Source organism: Streptomyces sp. NPDC049577, assembly GCF_040675635.1.
GTDB lineage: Bacteria > Actinomycetota > Actinomycetes > Streptomycetales > Streptomycetaceae > Streptomyces.
The window spans coordinates 15,153-28,949 of sequence record NZ_JBFAPH010000040.1 but is presented as its reverse complement, the minus strand read 5'-3'; the positions used below and the strand labels follow the sequence as shown (position 1 = coordinate 28,949).

Sequence of the window (13,797 nt, the reverse complement as noted above, 5' to 3'; positions counted from 1 at the left end):
CGAGACGGGCGATGGGCAGGATCTTGCTGGCGTGCACGATGGCCGAGTCCAGGCCGGCCTTGACGCACTCGTCGAGGAAGACGGAGTTCAGCACCGATGCCCTGGGTGATCACGTGGTGCGGCACCTGGTCGATGTCGCCCTCGAAGAAGCGCGCGTTGTCGACGCGGGTCTGCTCGGTGAGCGTCTTGATGCGGGTGCGGGAGGCCAGCGAGGAGCACGGCTCGTTGAAGCCGATGTGCCCGTCGGTGCCGATGCCGAGCAGCTGGAGGTCCACGCCGCCCGCCCGGGCGAGCGCGCGGTCGTACGCCTCGCAGGCCGCCTGGAGGTCCCCGGCGGTGCCGTCGGGGCCCATGAAGGACTCCTCGGTCAGGCCGAGGGGCCGGACGACCTGGCGCAGGACCACCGAGCGGTAGGACTCGGGGTGGTCGGCCGGCAGGCCGACGTACTCGTCGAGCTGGCAGACGCGGGCGCGCGAGGCGTTCACGGCGCCCGAGCGGACCTTAGCGGACAGGGCCTCGTAGACGGGCAGCGGTGTCGAGCCCGTGGCCACCCCGAGCAGCGCGTCGGGCTTACGGCGCAGCAGGGCCGCCATGGCCTCCGCGATGAGCTCGCCGCCTGCCTTGGCGTCCGGGACGATGACAACTTCCACGCTGGGCCTGCCGATCTGGAGAGGGTGGTGGTATAGACCAATTTACCGCCCCGGGGCCCGGTCCTCAAAAGGGCGGCGTACGCGGAGGGACATCAGCACAGGGGCGACCCCGGGCCGCGGCGCCCGGCACCGGGACCCTCAGCCCGGCCGGCACCGCGGCCCGCGGCCGGACGCAGTGGTCAGGGAAAAGCGCGCCCGGCCCGGCTCCGCCTCCCGTGCGGAGAAGGCGGAAGCGCCGCTCGTTCATTGTGGACTAGACCATTCGCCGCTGTCCACGGCCGCGCACGGACGGCCCGTCCCGGGCGCGGGTAGGCTCACGAGCGTGCCCTCCATGAACGACCTCGTACGTCAGCACACCGACCTGGACGACTCGGACCTCGAGTGGCTCCATCTGCTGGTCTCGGAGTGGCAGCTGCTCTCCGACCTGTCCTTCGCCGACCTGGTCCTGTGGGTGCCCACGCTGGACGGGACGCGCTACGTCTCCGTCGCCCAGATGCGCCCCAACACCGGGCCGACCTCGTACCAGAACGACATGGTCGGCCACATGGTGCCGCGCGGCCGCCGGCCCATGCTGGACGCCGCCCTCGACGAGGGGCGGATCGTCCGCGAGGGCGACCCGGAGTGGCGCGAGGAGGTCCCGGTGCGCGTGGAGTCCATCCCGGTCCGCCGGGAAGGGCGCGTGCTGGGCGTCATCGCCCGCAACACGAACCTGCTGACGGTCCGCACGCCCAGCCGGCTGGAGCTCACCTATCTGCAGAGCGCCTCCGACCTGGCCCAGATGATCGCCGCCGGCACCTTCCCCTTCCCGGGGCAGCAGGTCGACATGGACGCCTCACCGCGCGCCGGCGACGGACTGATCCGGCTGGACGCCGAGGGCGTCGTCCAGTACGCCAGCCCCAACGCCCTGTCCGCCTACCACCGGCTCGGCCTGGCCGCCGACCTCGTGGGCCACCACCTGGGGCGGACCACCGCCGAACTGGCACCGCCGCACGGCCCGGTCGACGAGAGCCTGGCCCGGCTCGCCAGCGGGCGGGCGCCCCGCGAGTTCGAGGTCGAGGCCAACGGCGGGGTCATCCAGCTGCGCGCCATCCCGCTCAAGCCCAAGGGCGGCCACATCGGTTCGCTCGTCCTGCTGCGCGACGTCACCGAACTGCGCCGCCGCGAGCGCGAGTTGATCACCAAGGACGCGACCATCCGGGAGATCCACCACCGGGTGAAGAACAACCTCCAGACGGTCGCCGCGCTGCTGCGGCTCCAGGCCCGGCGGATCTCCTCGCCCGAGGGCCGCGAGGCGCTGGAGGAGGCCGTGCGCCGTGTCGGGTCGATCGCGATCGTCCACGAGACGCTGTCGCAGAACCTCGACGAGCGGGTGGAGTTCGACGAGATCGCCGACCGGGTGCTGGCCATGGTCGCCGAGATCTCGCCGGGCCGCGTCACGACCCGCCGCACCGGCCGCTTCGGCATACTCGACGCCGAGGTCGCCACCCCGCTGTCGATGGTGCTGACGGAACTGCTGCAGAACGCCCTGGAACACGGCTTCGGACCGGGGGAGCAGGGCACGGTCGAGGTCACCACCGTGCGCGGCGGCAGCCGGGCCGACGCACGGCTCCTGATCTCGGTGCAGGACGACGGGCGCGGACTGCCCGCCGGATTCGACCCCCAGCGCGCCGGAAATCTCGGACTGCAGATCGTCCGGACCCTGGTGGAGGGCGAGTTGGGCGGAAGCTTCGACATGCTGCCGGGCGCCGAGCGCGGAACACGTGTCGTTCTCGACATTCCCGTGCGCGCGGAGAAGCCGTAGGAATCCACAAGGTCCCCGTGAATTGTTCCGTGTACACAGCACTGAGCCCCGGACCTGAAATTCAGGTCCGGGGCTCACAGCTTGTGTGCGTGCACTGTGCACGGCGGGGTACTGCGCGCTGCGGCTCGGGGGCCGAGGGGCGTCGTCAGGCGGTCGCGTTGCGCGCCCGGTTGCGGGCGGCGCGGCGCTTCATGGCGCGGCGCTCGTCCTCGCTGAGGCCACCCCAGACGCCGGAGTCCTGGCCGGACTCGAGCGCCCACTGCAGGCACTGCTCCATCACGGGGCAGCGGCGGCAGACGGCCTTGGCTTCCTCGATCTGCAGCAGCGCAGGACCGGTGTTGCCGATGGGGAAGAACAGCTCCGGGTCTTCCTCGCGGCAAACGGCGTTGTGACGCCAGTCCATGGCTGCTCCATCTCCTCGTAATGCGGCTACGTGTGGTACGTGCTTGTGAATGTGAACGCTTTCACGAATCCCCCCGCACGGGAAGGGCCGACGCCCGGTCGAAACCGGTGCGGTCCTGATAAGGAAGTGAGGGGGTTCGGGCTCTCCGGGGAAGCCTTGATGCCGGGCCGTCCCGATCGCCATGAAGAGACTCGCAAACCTCGGCGACGGATACAACCCCTTCCGGAAAGTTTTTTTTGATTCCTCGGTGTCGGCTAGGTCACAGCCGTCATTCCAGGGGGTGGAACCCAGTCTAAACGTTCGAGTGGAAGGACTTTCGGCCCTCGCACTCACACAATCACACGCAGTGCTCGGCGAACGCCTGTGAACGTCACGCTGGTACGCACTCCGAGGTGGTCGCCGTCCATCTGGAAGGGGAGAGGAACCTGCGAATGCAAGGTGAACGAGTCCTGGTCATGCAGTGACACAGCGTGTTTGCCCCGGGGGCCGTGCTCGGGCGTCGAGGTGAGCAGCTGGGTGGCGTAACGGCTGACGCTCGTGGTGGTCAGCTTGGTGAATCCCAGCACGTCGAGGGCGGTGTCGAAGGACGCCCGGGGGGCGGCGTAGAGGGGGCGGTTGCCCAGATAGCTCCACGGCGCGGTGTTGCAGATTATCGACATGACGAGATTCTCGAGTGGCTTCTCGCCCGGCCGTTCGAGCGTGATCGTGCCGCGCCGGCGGTTCGGCTCACCGAGGAACTGGCGCATCATCTGTCGCACGTACAGGGAGTGTGTCGAACGCTTGCCGCGCTCGCGCTGCTGCTCCACCCGGCCCACGACGCCGGCGTCGAAGCCGAGGCCCGCGCAGAAGGTGAACCAGCGGCCGGGCGCCCCCTCGTCCGCCGTGCCCGGCGTGCCGGAGGCCAGGCCCAGGCCGACGGTGCGCTCGTTGCCGTCGCGCAGGGCGTCGAGCAGCGCGCCGGTCGCCTCGACCATGTCGTTGGGCAGGCCCAGGGCCCGGGCGAAGACGTTGGTGGACCCGCCGGGCACCACGGCCAGGCGCGGCAGCCGCTCCGGATCGGGGCCGTGGTGCAGGAGTCCGTTGACCACCTCGTTGACCGTGCCGTCCCCGCCGAGGGCGACGACCAGGTCCGTGTTGCCGTTCTCCACGGCGGTCCGGGCCAGGTCGCGGGCGTGGCCCCGGTACTCGGTGGTGGCGACCTCCAGCTTGAGGTCGCTGGCGAGCGCGTGCACCAGGACGTCGCGGGTACGGGCACTGGTGGTGGTGGCCGAAGTGTTGACCACGAGAAGCGCACGCATGCGCGCCAGCCTACCTACCTGTCGGTACACGAACCCTTCCAGCCCCGTCCCTTCCGGCGGCTTCCGACCGGCTTCCGGCCGGATTCCGGTGTTCCCCCGGCTGTTCCCCCGGCGCCCGCCGCCCTGGCGGTCCTCCGGGGGACCGGGCGACCCTCCGGCTACCCTTCAGGGGTGAGCAGCAAGCAGTCCGCGCCGAAAAGCGCCCCCAAGAGCACCCAGCAGGAGCAGCGGGCCGCCGCCGGGCCCCGGCCGGCCCGGCTGACCGCCGCCGCCGTGCTGACCGGGCTGGAGGGGCTCGCGATGCTCGCCTGCGGGATCTACCTGCTGGTCATGGGTCTGGCGGGTACGCCGGACAGCCCGCGGCAGGCGGAGACGGGCGGGATCACGGTCCTCGCCCTGGCCGTGCTGCCGCTGATCGCGGCGCGCGGGCTGTGGCAGCTGCGCCGCTGGAGCCGCGGCCCCGCGATGATCACGCAGCTGATGGCGCTGCCCGTCGCGTGGACGCTGTTCAACGGCGGCGGCGCGCTGATCGCCGCCGGTGTGGTGCTCGCCGTGGCGGCCGTGGCCGCGCTGGCGCTCGTGGTGAACCCGACCGCCACCGAGGCGCTCGGCATCGGGCCGCGCGAGAGCTGATCCCGCGCGGGCCCGGTCGCCCGACGCCTCACTCCTCGATCAGCAGCCGGTCCCGGAGCTGGGCGAGAGTGCGGGCGAGCAGTCGCGAGACGTGCATCTGCGAGATGCCGACCTCCTGGGCGATCTGCGACTGGGTCATGTTCCCGAAGAAACGCAGCAGCAGGATCTTCTTCTCGCGCGGGGGCAGGTCCTCCAGCAGCGGCTTGAGGGACTCGCGGTACTCGACGCCCTCCAGCGCCTCGTCCTCCGCGCCGAGGGTGTCCGCGACGGCCGGCGACTCGTCGTCCGTGTCCGGTACGTCCAGGGAGAGCGTGCTGTAGGCGTTGGCGGACTCCAGGCCCTCCAGCACCTCCTCCTCCGAGATCGCCAGGTGCTCGGCCAGCTCGTGGACGGTGGGCGCGCGGCCGTGCCGCTGGGAGAGCTCGGCGGTGGCCGTGGTCAGCGCCAGCCGCAGCTCCTGGAGCCGGCGCGGCACCCGCACCGCCCAGCCCTTGTCCCGGAAATGCCGCTTGATCTCACCGACCACCGTGGGCGTCGCGTACGTGGAGAACTCCACCCCGCGCTCCGGGTCGAACCGGTCCACCGACTTGATCAGGCCGATCGTCGCCACCTGGGTCAGATCGTCCAGCGGCTCGCCGCGGTTGCGGAACCGCCGCGCCAGATGCTCCACCAGCGGCAGGTGCATCCGCACGAGATGGTTGCGCAGCTCCGCCCGGGCCGGCGAACCCTCCGGCAGCCCGCGCAGCTCGACGAACAGGGCCCGGGCACCGCTGCGGTCCTGTGGATCGGCGTGCCGCTGCCACTGCCGGCGCCGGCCGGCGTCCACGTGGTCCGTCCGCTCTGCCGGGTCGCCCGCCGGGGCCGGCGCCGGATCGGCGGGCCGTGCCGCATCCTCCGGCCCCGGCTGGGCGGACTGCTGCGGGATGGCCGGGGTGCGCACTCCACGCGATGACGCAGTACTCACGGAGCCCCCTCTTCCGTCACGGCTGTCCGGGGCCGGCGCCGCGCTTCTTGTGCAGGCTGATGCTGACCGTACGGTCGTCCGCCACGGTGGAGTCCACCTCGCCCGCCAGCGCGGAGAGCACCGTCCAGGCGAAGGTGTCGCGCTCGGGCGCGCGGCCGTCCGTGGTGGGCGCCGAGACCGTCACCCGCAGCGCGTCGCCCACCAGGCGGAAGACGCACGAGAGCACGGAGCCGGGCACGGCCTGTTGCAGCAGGATCGCGCACGCCTCGTCCACGGCGATGCGCAGGTCCTCGATCTCGTCGAGGGTGAAGTCCAAGCGGGCCGCGAGCCCGGCTGTCGCCGTCCGCAGCACCGACAGATAGGCACCGGCAGCGGGCAGCCGGACTTCCACGAAGTCCTGGGTCGTCCCAGGCTCGCCTGCGATTGGGGACACCCTCACCTCCAAGGTGGCACAAGCTTCTTGAGCTGTCGGGAGCGCCGGCCCGCGCGTCCCCCGTCCGAAGAGCGCCGGAAGACCCGGGAAAACGCCCGGGAAACGACGCCTGCGGCCGGTGGTGACACGGTACGACGCGGCACATGGTCCGGCTGAGACGCTATCGCGATCTGCGGGGCCGCGCCGCAGCCCCGCGACTGTCACTCATGGTAAACCCATGAGCACGGACAGTGGCTAGGGCTGTGCGGTCTCAAATCGAAAGCGAAATCGCCTTGTTGGGATTTTCGTCACTCTGCGCGAGCGCCGCAAGCCTTTGGAGTGCTTCTCCCGACATCCGCTGCACCGTCCATTCGTCCATCGGCTCCGCGCCCAGCGAGCGGTAGAACGCTATCGACGGCGCGTTCCAGTCCAGCACTGACCATTCGAAACGCCGGTAGCCGCGCTCGACGCAGATCCGCGCGAGCTCGGCCAGCAACGCCCTGCCGTGGCCGCCGCCGCGCGCGTGCGGCCGGACGTAGAGATCCTCCAGGTAGACACCGTGCGTGCCCGTCCACGTCGAGAAGTTGCGGAACCACAGCGCGAAGCCGACGACTTCGCCGCCGCCGGACTCCTCCTCGCCCGCGTTTTCGTCACTCTCGGCTATCAGCGCGTGGACCGTCGCGCCCTCCCCGAACAGTGCCTCGTGCAGTTGTCCGGGGGTGGCGCGGACTTCGTCCAGCGCCCTTTCGTACTCGGCCAGTTCGCGGATCATCGCGAGAACGGCGGGCACGTCGGCGGGCGTGGCGGCTCGGATCATGGGTGCATGGTAGCGGCCGGCACCGCGGGAACAGCCGGACCGGACGCCGTCAGACCAGGCGCTGTTCGACGTAGCACCAGCGCCAGCTCTGGCCCGGCTCGAAGCTGCGCATCACCGCGTGGCCCGTCGCGTGGAAGTGGGCCGTGGCGTGCCGGTAGGGCGAGGAGTCGCAGCACCCGACGTGCCCGCACTCCAGGCACAGGCGCAGCTGCACCGGGTGACTGCCCGCCGCCTCGCACTCCGGGCAGGTCGCGGTCAGCGGATCCGGTTCCGGGCGCGGCGGCACGGGAAGATGCGGACACTCGATCATGATTGCCAGGTTAGAGCGGATGACCGGGGGAGTGCGAGCGGCCGCCCGGTGCGGAAGCGGCCGCCGGAGAGGGGCAGATGCCGATGGACGTGATGCCACTGCTGACACTGGTGGCGGTCAGCGCCGCCGTCGCCGGTGCCGCCCGCCGCACACCCGTGCCGGCGCCCCTGCTCCTGGTCGCCGCCGGGCTCGCCGCCTCGTACGTGCCGGGTGTGCCCGACTACACGCTCGATCCGCACGTCGTGCTGCCCCTGCTGCTGCCGCCGCTGCTGCACACCGCCGCGCTCGACAGCTCGTACCTCGACCTGCGGGCCAACCTGCGGCCGGTGGCGCTGCTGTCGGTCGGCTACGTCCTGTTCGCCACCCTGGTCGTCGGCTACGTGGCCTTCCATCTCGTGCCCGGCATCTCGGCGGGCGCGGCCCTGGTGCTCGGCGCGGTCGTCGCCCCGCCGGACGCGGTGGCCGCCACGGCCATCGCCCGCCGGCTCGGGCTGCCCAACCGGGTCACCACCATCCTCCAGGGCGAATCCCTGCTCAACGACGCCACCGCCATCACCGCCTACCGCGTGGCCCTCGCCGCGGCCGTGGGGGAGGGCGCGGGATGGGTGACCGGCGTGCGGGAGTTCGCCGTCGCCGCCCTGGGCGGCATCGGCGTCGGCCTCGTCCTCATGGTCCCCCTGCACTGGCTGCGCAAGCACCTGCGCGAACCGCTGCTGCAGAACACCCTCTCCCTGCTCATCCCCTTCGCCGCCTACGCGGCGGCCGAGCAGGTCCACGCCTCCGGCGTGCTCGCCGTCGTGGTCGTCGCCCTCTACCTGGGGCACCGCTCCTGGCAGGTCGACTTCGCCACCCGGTTGCAGGAGGCGGCCGTGTGGAAGATGGTCTCCTTCATCCTGGAGTCCGCCGTCTTCGCCCTCATCGGCCTCCAGCTGCCCGTCGTCCTGCGCGGCCTCGGCGCGTACGGGGCGGGCAGCGCGGCCTGGTACGCCGTCGCGCTCTTCCTCGTGGTCGTGATCACGCGCTTCGTCTGGGTGTATCCCTCGGCCTTCCTGCCCCGCCTGTTCTCCGCGCGCATCCGCGAGCGCGAGCCCGACACGACCCCGCGCGTGGTGTTCGTCGTCGGCTGGGCCGGCATGCGGGGCGTGGTCTCCCTGGCGATCGCCTTCTCCATCCCCGCCGTCACGCACACCGGTGCGCCCTTTCCGGCCCGCAACCTGATCCTCTTCCTCACCTTCACGACCGTCATCGGCACCCTCGTGCTCCAGGGCCTGACCCTGCCGCCGGTGATCCGGCTGCTGCGGCTGCCCCGCCGCGACCCCTCCACCGAGACCCTCGCCGAGGCCCAGGCCCAGAACGAGGCGTCCCGCGCCGCCGAGGACCGCCTCACCGAACTCCTCGCCGACGAGCACAACCGGCTCCCCTCCCCGCTGGAGGACCGGCTGCGCGCCGTCATGGAACGACGCCGCAACGCCGTGTGGGAGCGGCTCGGCGCGGTCGACGAGACCACCGGCGAGTCGGCCGACGACACCTACCGGCGGCTGACCCGGGAGGTGATCGGCGCCGAGCGCGAGGTCTTCGTCGCCCTGCGCGACGCCCGGCACATCGACGACGAGATGCTGCGGACCCTGCTGCGCCGCCTCGACCTGGAGGAGGCGGCGGCCTACCGCGAGGAGGCGGCCGGCTGAGGCCCGTCCTCCGCCCCCGTCACGACGGCGACGACCGTCGTGCCCGGCGCGAAGACGCCCTCCTCGGCCAGCGTCGTCAGCCCGTACAGCGCCTTCGCCACGTACACGCGCTCCGGCACGATGCCGTGCCGGGCCCCGAAGTCCTCGGCGAAGGCCGCCAGGGCGGGCGACGACTTCGCGTAGCCGCCGCAGTGGAAGCGCTCGTCCAGGGTCCAGTCGCCGCGCGGCCCGCCGAACGCCTCCTGCTGGAGGCGGCGTATCTCCGCGCCGAGGAAGCCGCCCCTGAGGACCGGGAAGCCGATCACCCGGCCGCCGTCGCCGAGGCCCGCCGCCAGGCCCGCGAGCGTACCGCCCGTGCCGCACGCCACGCCGGCGACCAGCGTGCCGGGCGCCGCCACGCCGCGCAGCTCCCGGCCGAGCTGTGCACAGCCGCGCGCGGCCGCCGCGTTGCTGCCGCCCTCGGGGACGACCAGGGCGTCGCCGGGCACGCCCAGGCCGGCGAGGACGTCCGGTTCCGTCTTGCGGCGGTACGTCGCGCGGTCGACGAAGCGCAGGACCATGCCGTCGGCCGCGCAGCGGGCCAGCGACCAGTTCAGCGGCCGGTCCGCCAGCTCGTCGCCGCGCACCACGCCGATCGTGCCGAACCCCAGCAGCCGGCCCGCGGCCGCGGTTGCCCGCAGATGGTTGGAGTAGGCGCCCCCGAAGGTGAGCAGCGTGCCCCGGCCCGCCGCCGCGGCGGCGGCCAGGTTCGGCTCCAGCTTGCGCCACTTGTTGCCCGGCAGGTCGGGATGTATCAGATCGTCCCGCTTGAGCAGCAGCCGTACGCCCCGCGCGGCGAACCGCTCGTCCGCGAGCTCGACGAGCGGGGAGGGCAGCGCCGGCCGCAAGCCGGCCACGGGGGCCGGGCAGGGCCGGATGCCGGAGGGATTGTCGCTGGTCACACGGTCCATTTTGTACTCTTGCCCGGCCAGCAGCACGGAGAGCAGAAAGCGCACAGCAGTGGACTACCAGGCCGTACTCGAAGAGGTCGCCGCGTTCGCGCGCCCGCTGGTCGGCCGGGGCCAGGTGGCCCAGTACATCCCGGCCCTCGCCGAGGTCGACACCGGGCACTTCGGCATGGCCGTCGCCGACGTCGACGGCGGGGTGTACGGCGTGGGCGACTGGGAGCGGCCCTTCTCGGTGCAGTCCATCTCCAAGGCGTTCAGCCTGGCCCTGGTGCTGGCCGAGGGCGGCGAGAAGATCTGGGAACGGGTGGGCACCGAGCCCTCCGGCAATCCCTTCAACTCCCTGGTGCAGCTGGAGTACGAGAACGGCATCCCGCGCAATCCGTTCATCAACGCGGGCGCGCTGGTGGTCACGGACCGGCTGCAGACGCTGACGGGCGACGCCAGCACGACGCTGCTGGAGTTCCTGCGCGCCGAGAGCGGCAACCCGGGGGTCGCCTTCGACCCCACCGTCGCCCGGTCCGAGTCCGAGCACGGCGACCGCAACGCGGCCCTCGCCCACTTCATGGCCAGCTACGGCAACCTCGACAACCCGGTGCCGACGGTCCTGGAGCACTACTTCTGGCAGTGCTCGATCGAGATGAGCTGCCGCGACCTGGCGCTGTCGGCGGGCTTCCTGGCCCGCCACGGACTGCGCTCCGACGGCACGCGGCTGCTGCCGCGCCGCGAGGCGAAGCAGATCAACGCCGTCATGCTGACGTGCGGGACGTACGACGCGGCGGGCGACTTCGCCTACCGGGTGGGCCTGCCGGGGAAGTCGGGTGTGGGCGGCGGCATCGTCGCCGTCATCCCGGGCCGCTGCACGCTGTGCGTCTGGAGCCCGGGCCTGGACGCCCGGGGCAACTCCGTCGCGGGCGTGGCGGCCCTGGACCACTTCACGACCCTGACGGGCTGGTCGGTGTTCTGACCGTGGGCCAGCCCCCGGCTACGGGCAGCGGATGACCTGTCCCGCGTAGGACAGGTTGCCCCCGAACCCGAACAGCAGGATCGGCGCCCCCGGTTCCACCGTGCCGGAGGCGACCAGTTTCGAGAGCGCCAGCGGAATGCTCGCCGCCGACGTGTTGCCCGACTCCGTCACATCGGTCGCGACGATCGCGTTGACCGCCCCGAGCCGCCGCGCCACCGGCTCGATGATGCGCAGATTGGCCTGGTGGAGGACGACCGCGGCCAGTTCCTCGGGCGTGACGCCCGCCCGCTCGCACACCCGCCGGGCGATCGGCGGCAGCTGCGTGGTGGCCCAGCGGTAGACGGACTGGCCCTCCTGGGCGAAGCGGGAGGGGGTGCCCTCGATGCGCACCGCGTGGCCCATCTCGGGGACCGAGCCCCAGACGACCGGCCCGATCCCGGGCTCGGGCGAGGCCGTGACGACCGCGGCGCCCGCGCCGTCGCCGACCAGGACGCAGGTCGTGCGGTCGGTCCAGTCCGTGACGGCGGAGAACTTCTCGACGCCGACGACCAGCGCGTTCCGGGCCGCGCCGGCGCGGATCGCGTGGTCGGCGCTGGCCAGGGCGTGGGTGAAGCCCGCGCAGACGACGTTGACGTCCATGACGGCCGGCGAGGGCAGGCCGAGGGCGGCGGCCACGCGGGCGGCCGTGTTCGGACTGCGGTCGACGGCGGTGCAGGTGGCGACGAGGACCAGGTCGATGTCCTCGGGGGCCAGGCCGCTGCCCGCGAGGGCCTTGCCGGCCGCGCGGGCGGCCATCGCGTCGACGGTCTCGTCCGGCGCGGCGATCCGCCGGGTGCGGATGCCGACGCGCGTGCGGATCCACTCGTCGCTGGTGTCCACCATGGCCGCCAGCTCGTCGTTGGTCAGGACCCTGGTGGGCTGGTAGTGGCCGAGGGCCAGTACGCGAGACCCTGACATCGAGGGTTCCTCCTGCGCGGGCGATGGGTGGGTGAGACGGAAGTTTCAGTCTCGTCGCCGCGCAGAAGGAACCGGGTGTGTGATCCGCCCAATGTTCCGGGCGGAACACTGGCACCTTCCGTCAGGTACCGCTCGGCGTCCCGGTCAGCGCAGGGTGAGCGCGGTGCGGATGGTGGTGAAGAGCTCGGTCTGGTCCGTCACGCCGAGGACGCGCTCGGCCAGCGGGCCCTGGGCCGCGATGCGGACCTCGGTGCCGGTGTGCTCCTGGGACTGGCCCGGGGTGTTGGTGGAGTAGTTGACCTTCAGCGGCCGGCCCTCGTTGGTGACCAGGGTCGAGGACAGGCCGGGCGGGGTGGCCTCCAGCGGCACGATCTGGCTGGTGTGGCCGTGGTCCGCGGTGGTGACGACCAGCGTGTCGGGGTGCTGGGCCGCGTACGCGCGGGCGACCTTCACCGCGCGGTCCAGGGCCGCGGTCTCGCCGATCTGGCCGCACGGGTCGGCGGCGTGATCACGCTTGTCGATCGAGGCGCCCTCGACCTGGAGGAAGAAGCCCTTCTTGCTCTTGCCGCCCTTCTGCTTCTCCTCCAGCAGCTGGATGGCCTTGCGGGTCTGCTCCTCCAGGCTGGGCGTGCCCGCCTTGCGCTCGGGGTTGGAGGTCACGCAGCGCTGCGGCTCGGTGCCGCCGACGGCCGCGGCCCTGCCGGTCCACTCGACGGGGACGTTGCCCGGCGCGAACAGGCCGAGGACCGGCTTGCCGGAGCGGGCCGACGCCAGGCCCTTGGCGTCGGTCACCACCTGGTAGCCGAGCTTCTCCGCCTGCTGGGTGACGGTCATGCCCTTGAAGCGGCCCTCGGTGATCGTCTGGTCGAAGCGGCCCTTGCCGCCGCCCAGCAGCACGTCGACCTTGTGGTTGACGCTCTGCTCGGCGATGGAGCCCGGGCCGCCCTTGGCCACGGTGTCGTTCGGGCAGGCCTTCATGTCGGCCGGGCCCTGGCAGCTGCGGTCGGTGGCGTGCGAGGCGAGCACGGCCGGGGTGGCGTCGGTGAGCTCGGCGGTGGTGACGCTGCCGGTGGCCAGGCCGTTGCGCTGGGCCAGCTCCAGGATCGTCGTCATCGGCTTGTCGGTGCCCGGCGTCTTGGATATCCGGCCGTTGACGGTCTTGTGCCCGGTCGCCCAGCCGGTGCCGCTGGCCGCCGAGTCGGTGACGTAGTCCGGCTTGCCGTCCTTGTCGACCGAGTACGTGGTGTACGCGCCGGTGAGCGGGAACTTGTCCATGTTCAGCCGACCGGCGGCGCCCACGGTGTAGTCGCGGGCCAGGGTGATCTCCGAGTCGCCCATGCCGTCACCGATGAGCAGGATGACGTTCTTGGCCTTCTTCGGGCCGTGGCCCGCGGCGAGGTCGGCGGCGTCCGGCTGACCGCCCTGGGCCGCGGCGGCGGCCGGCACCGCGATGCCGGCGGTCAGCAGTGCGGCGGCGCCCCAGGCGAGACGGCGCCGGTACGGACGAGAACCCATGGTGAATACCTCCTGGTCGGGCCCGGCGGAGTGCCTGGCCGGGGGAAGCTCACCAGGGGCGGGTGTATGGCAGGGGAAGTCCAGGTTTCCCGCTGATCACCGGGAATCGACGGGGCCGCCCTCCGGCGTGACCACCGCGGTCTCGTTCCCGTCCTTCATCGCCTTGGCCTCGCTCTTGAGGATGCGCATCGACTTGCCGAGCGCGCGGGCGGTGTCCGGCAGCTTCTTCGAGCCGAACAGGACGACCACGACGAGCACGACCACCAGCAGGTGCCAGGGTTCCAGGGCGTTGCGCAGCACGGCCGCCCGCCTTTCTCTTCTTCTCGTGTCCGGGTTCTTGCGCCCACCATACTTGCCAGATTGCGCAACTGGACAACCAAATGGGCCGGTCGCACGTCTAATCCGGCGACGAGGCACGAAGTCGGGGGAGTGATGAGGGCG

General features: G+C 72.0%; 15 protein-coding genes. 4 read left to right on the top strand and 11 right to left on the bottom strand.

The features are described from left to right. The coding region (locus AB0K09_RS07890) for a glucosamine-6-phosphate deaminase (RefSeq protein WP_366064415.1) at window positions 1–650 on the bottom strand (650 nt) is incomplete at its 3' end. A 331-nt stretch (window positions 651–981) separates the two neighbouring features. Between AB0K09_RS07890 and AB0K09_RS07885 the strand changes: the two genes are divergently transcribed. After that, a complete protein-coding gene (locus AB0K09_RS07885; RefSeq protein WP_366064414.1) occupies window positions 982–2,451 on the top strand; it encodes a PAS domain-containing sensor histidine kinase in 1,470 nt (489 codons plus the stop codon). Between the two features lie 145 nt (window positions 2,452–2,596). Here the strand turns inward: AB0K09_RS07885 and AB0K09_RS07880 are convergent, their stop codons facing one another. Both AB0K09_RS07880 and AB0K09_RS07875 read right to left on the bottom strand, forming a co-directional pair. Then, window positions 2,597–2,854: a WhiB family transcriptional regulator gene (locus AB0K09_RS07880; RefSeq protein ID WP_004937597.1), complete on the bottom strand. Its 258-nt coding sequence runs from the start codon at window positions 2,852–2,854 to the stop codon at window positions 2,597–2,599. A 329-nt stretch (window positions 2,855–3,183) separates the two neighbouring features. Then, window positions 3,184–4,152 (bottom strand): diacylglycerol kinase family protein, encoded by a 969-nt coding sequence (locus AB0K09_RS07875; RefSeq protein ID WP_366064413.1) that lies wholly within the window; start codon window positions 4,150–4,152, stop codon window positions 3,184–3,186. Between the two features lie 258 nt (window positions 4,153–4,410). Here AB0K09_RS07875 and AB0K09_RS07870 point away from each other — a divergent pair, with 258 nt between their 5' ends. Further along, window positions 4,411–4,785, top strand: a complete 375-nt coding sequence (locus tag AB0K09_RS07870; RefSeq protein WP_366064419.1) for a hypothetical protein — start codon at window positions 4,411–4,413, stop codon at window positions 4,783–4,785. Between the two features lie 28 nt (window positions 4,786–4,813). Here the strand turns inward: AB0K09_RS07870 and AB0K09_RS07865 are convergent, their stop codons facing one another. From AB0K09_RS07865 to AB0K09_RS07850, 4 genes are all read right to left on the bottom strand, one after another. Further along, complete coding sequence (locus AB0K09_RS07865) at window positions 4,814–5,725, bottom strand: RNA polymerase sigma factor SigF (RefSeq protein ID WP_366064418.1); 912 nt, start codon at window positions 5,723–5,725, stop codon at window positions 4,814–4,816. 40 nt (window positions 5,726–5,765) lie between these two features. Then, a complete protein-coding gene (locus tag AB0K09_RS07860) occupies window positions 5,766–6,182 on the bottom strand; it encodes an anti-sigma regulatory factor (protein WP_071962378.1) in 417 nt (138 codons plus the stop codon). 250 nt (window positions 6,183–6,432) lie between these two features. Next, on the bottom strand, window positions 6,433–6,978 hold the full coding sequence (locus AB0K09_RS07855; RefSeq protein ID WP_366064412.1) for a GNAT family N-acetyltransferase: 546 nt from the start codon (window positions 6,976–6,978) through the stop codon (window positions 6,433–6,435). A gap of 49 nt (window positions 6,979–7,027) precedes the next feature. After that, complete coding sequence (locus AB0K09_RS07850) at window positions 7,028–7,288, bottom strand: UBP-type zinc finger domain-containing protein (RefSeq protein WP_366064411.1); 261 nt, start codon at window positions 7,286–7,288, stop codon at window positions 7,028–7,030. Between the two features lie 83 nt (window positions 7,289–7,371). Between AB0K09_RS07850 and AB0K09_RS07845 the strand changes: the two genes are divergently transcribed. Beyond that, a complete protein-coding gene (locus tag AB0K09_RS07845) occupies window positions 7,372–8,973 on the top strand; it encodes a Na+/H+ antiporter (protein WP_366064410.1) in 1,602 nt (533 codons plus the stop codon). Here the strand turns inward: AB0K09_RS07845 and AB0K09_RS07840 are convergent. Beyond that, window positions 8,949–9,923 (bottom strand): pyridoxal-phosphate dependent enzyme, encoded by a 975-nt coding sequence (locus AB0K09_RS07840; protein WP_366064409.1) that lies wholly within the window; start codon window positions 9,921–9,923, stop codon window positions 8,949–8,951. The genes AB0K09_RS07845 and AB0K09_RS07840 overlap by 25 nt on opposite strands. 49 nt (window positions 9,924–9,972) lie before the next feature. On the opposite strand from AB0K09_RS07840, the gene AB0K09_RS07835 reads away from it, so the two are divergent. Then, window positions 9,973–10,884 (top strand): glutaminase, encoded by a 912-nt coding sequence (locus AB0K09_RS07835; RefSeq protein WP_366064408.1) that lies wholly within the window; start codon window positions 9,973–9,975, stop codon window positions 10,882–10,884. An 18-nt stretch (window positions 10,885–10,902) separates the two neighbouring features. Here the strand turns inward: AB0K09_RS07835 and AB0K09_RS07830 are convergent, their stop codons facing one another. The 3 genes from AB0K09_RS07830 to tatA form a co-directional block, all read right to left on the bottom strand. Then, window positions 10,903–11,841 carry a beta-ketoacyl-ACP synthase III gene (locus tag AB0K09_RS07830; protein ID WP_366064407.1) on the bottom strand — a complete coding sequence of 313 codons (939 nt, stop codon included), beginning with the start codon at window positions 11,839–11,841 and terminating at the stop codon, window positions 10,903–10,905. Between the two features lie 144 nt (window positions 11,842–11,985). After that, window positions 11,986–13,356 (bottom strand): alkaline phosphatase, encoded by a 1,371-nt coding sequence (locus AB0K09_RS07825; protein ID WP_366064406.1) that lies wholly within the window; start codon window positions 13,354–13,356, stop codon window positions 11,986–11,988. A 96-nt stretch (window positions 13,357–13,452) separates the two neighbouring features. Beyond that, window positions 13,453–13,656: a Sec-independent protein translocase subunit TatA gene (tatA, locus tag AB0K09_RS07820; RefSeq protein WP_366064405.1), complete on the bottom strand. Its 204-nt coding sequence runs from the start codon at window positions 13,654–13,656 to the stop codon at window positions 13,453–13,455. Window positions 13,657–13,797 lie beyond the last annotated feature (141 nt).

Excerpts from the sequence above, each read along its gene's own strand:
- AB0K09_RS07875 (WP_366064413.1), bottom strand. The coding sequence starts at position 4,152 with ATGCGTGCGCTTCTCGTGGTCAACACTTCGGCCACCACCACCAGTGCC.
- AB0K09_RS07855 (WP_366064412.1), bottom strand. The coding sequence starts at position 6,978 with ATGATCCGAGCCGCCACGCCCGCCGACGTGCCCGCCGTTCTCGCGATG.
- AB0K09_RS07830 (WP_366064407.1), bottom strand. The coding sequence starts at position 11,841 with ATGTCAGGGTCTCGCGTACTGGCCCTCGGCCACTACCAGCCCACCAGG.
- AB0K09_RS07850 (WP_366064411.1), bottom strand. The coding sequence starts at position 7,288 with ATGATCGAGTGTCCGCATCTTCCCGTGCCGCCGCGCCCGGAACCGGAT.
- AB0K09_RS07880 (WP_004937597.1), bottom strand. The coding sequence starts at position 2,854 with ATGGACTGGCGTCACAACGCCGTTTGCCGCGAGGAAGACCCGGAGCTG.
- AB0K09_RS07825 (WP_366064406.1), bottom strand. The coding sequence starts at position 13,356 with ATGGGTTCTCGTCCGTACCGGCGCCGTCTCGCCTGGGGCGCCGCCGCA.
- AB0K09_RS07840 (WP_366064409.1), bottom strand. The coding sequence starts at position 9,923 with ATGGACCGTGTGACCAGCGACAATCCCTCCGGCATCCGGCCCTGCCCG.
- AB0K09_RS07885 (WP_366064414.1), top strand. The coding sequence starts at position 982 with ATGAACGACCTCGTACGTCAGCACACCGACCTGGACGACTCGGACCTC.
- AB0K09_RS07845 (WP_366064410.1), top strand. The coding sequence starts at position 7,372 with ATGGACGTGATGCCACTGCTGACACTGGTGGCGGTCAGCGCCGCCGTC.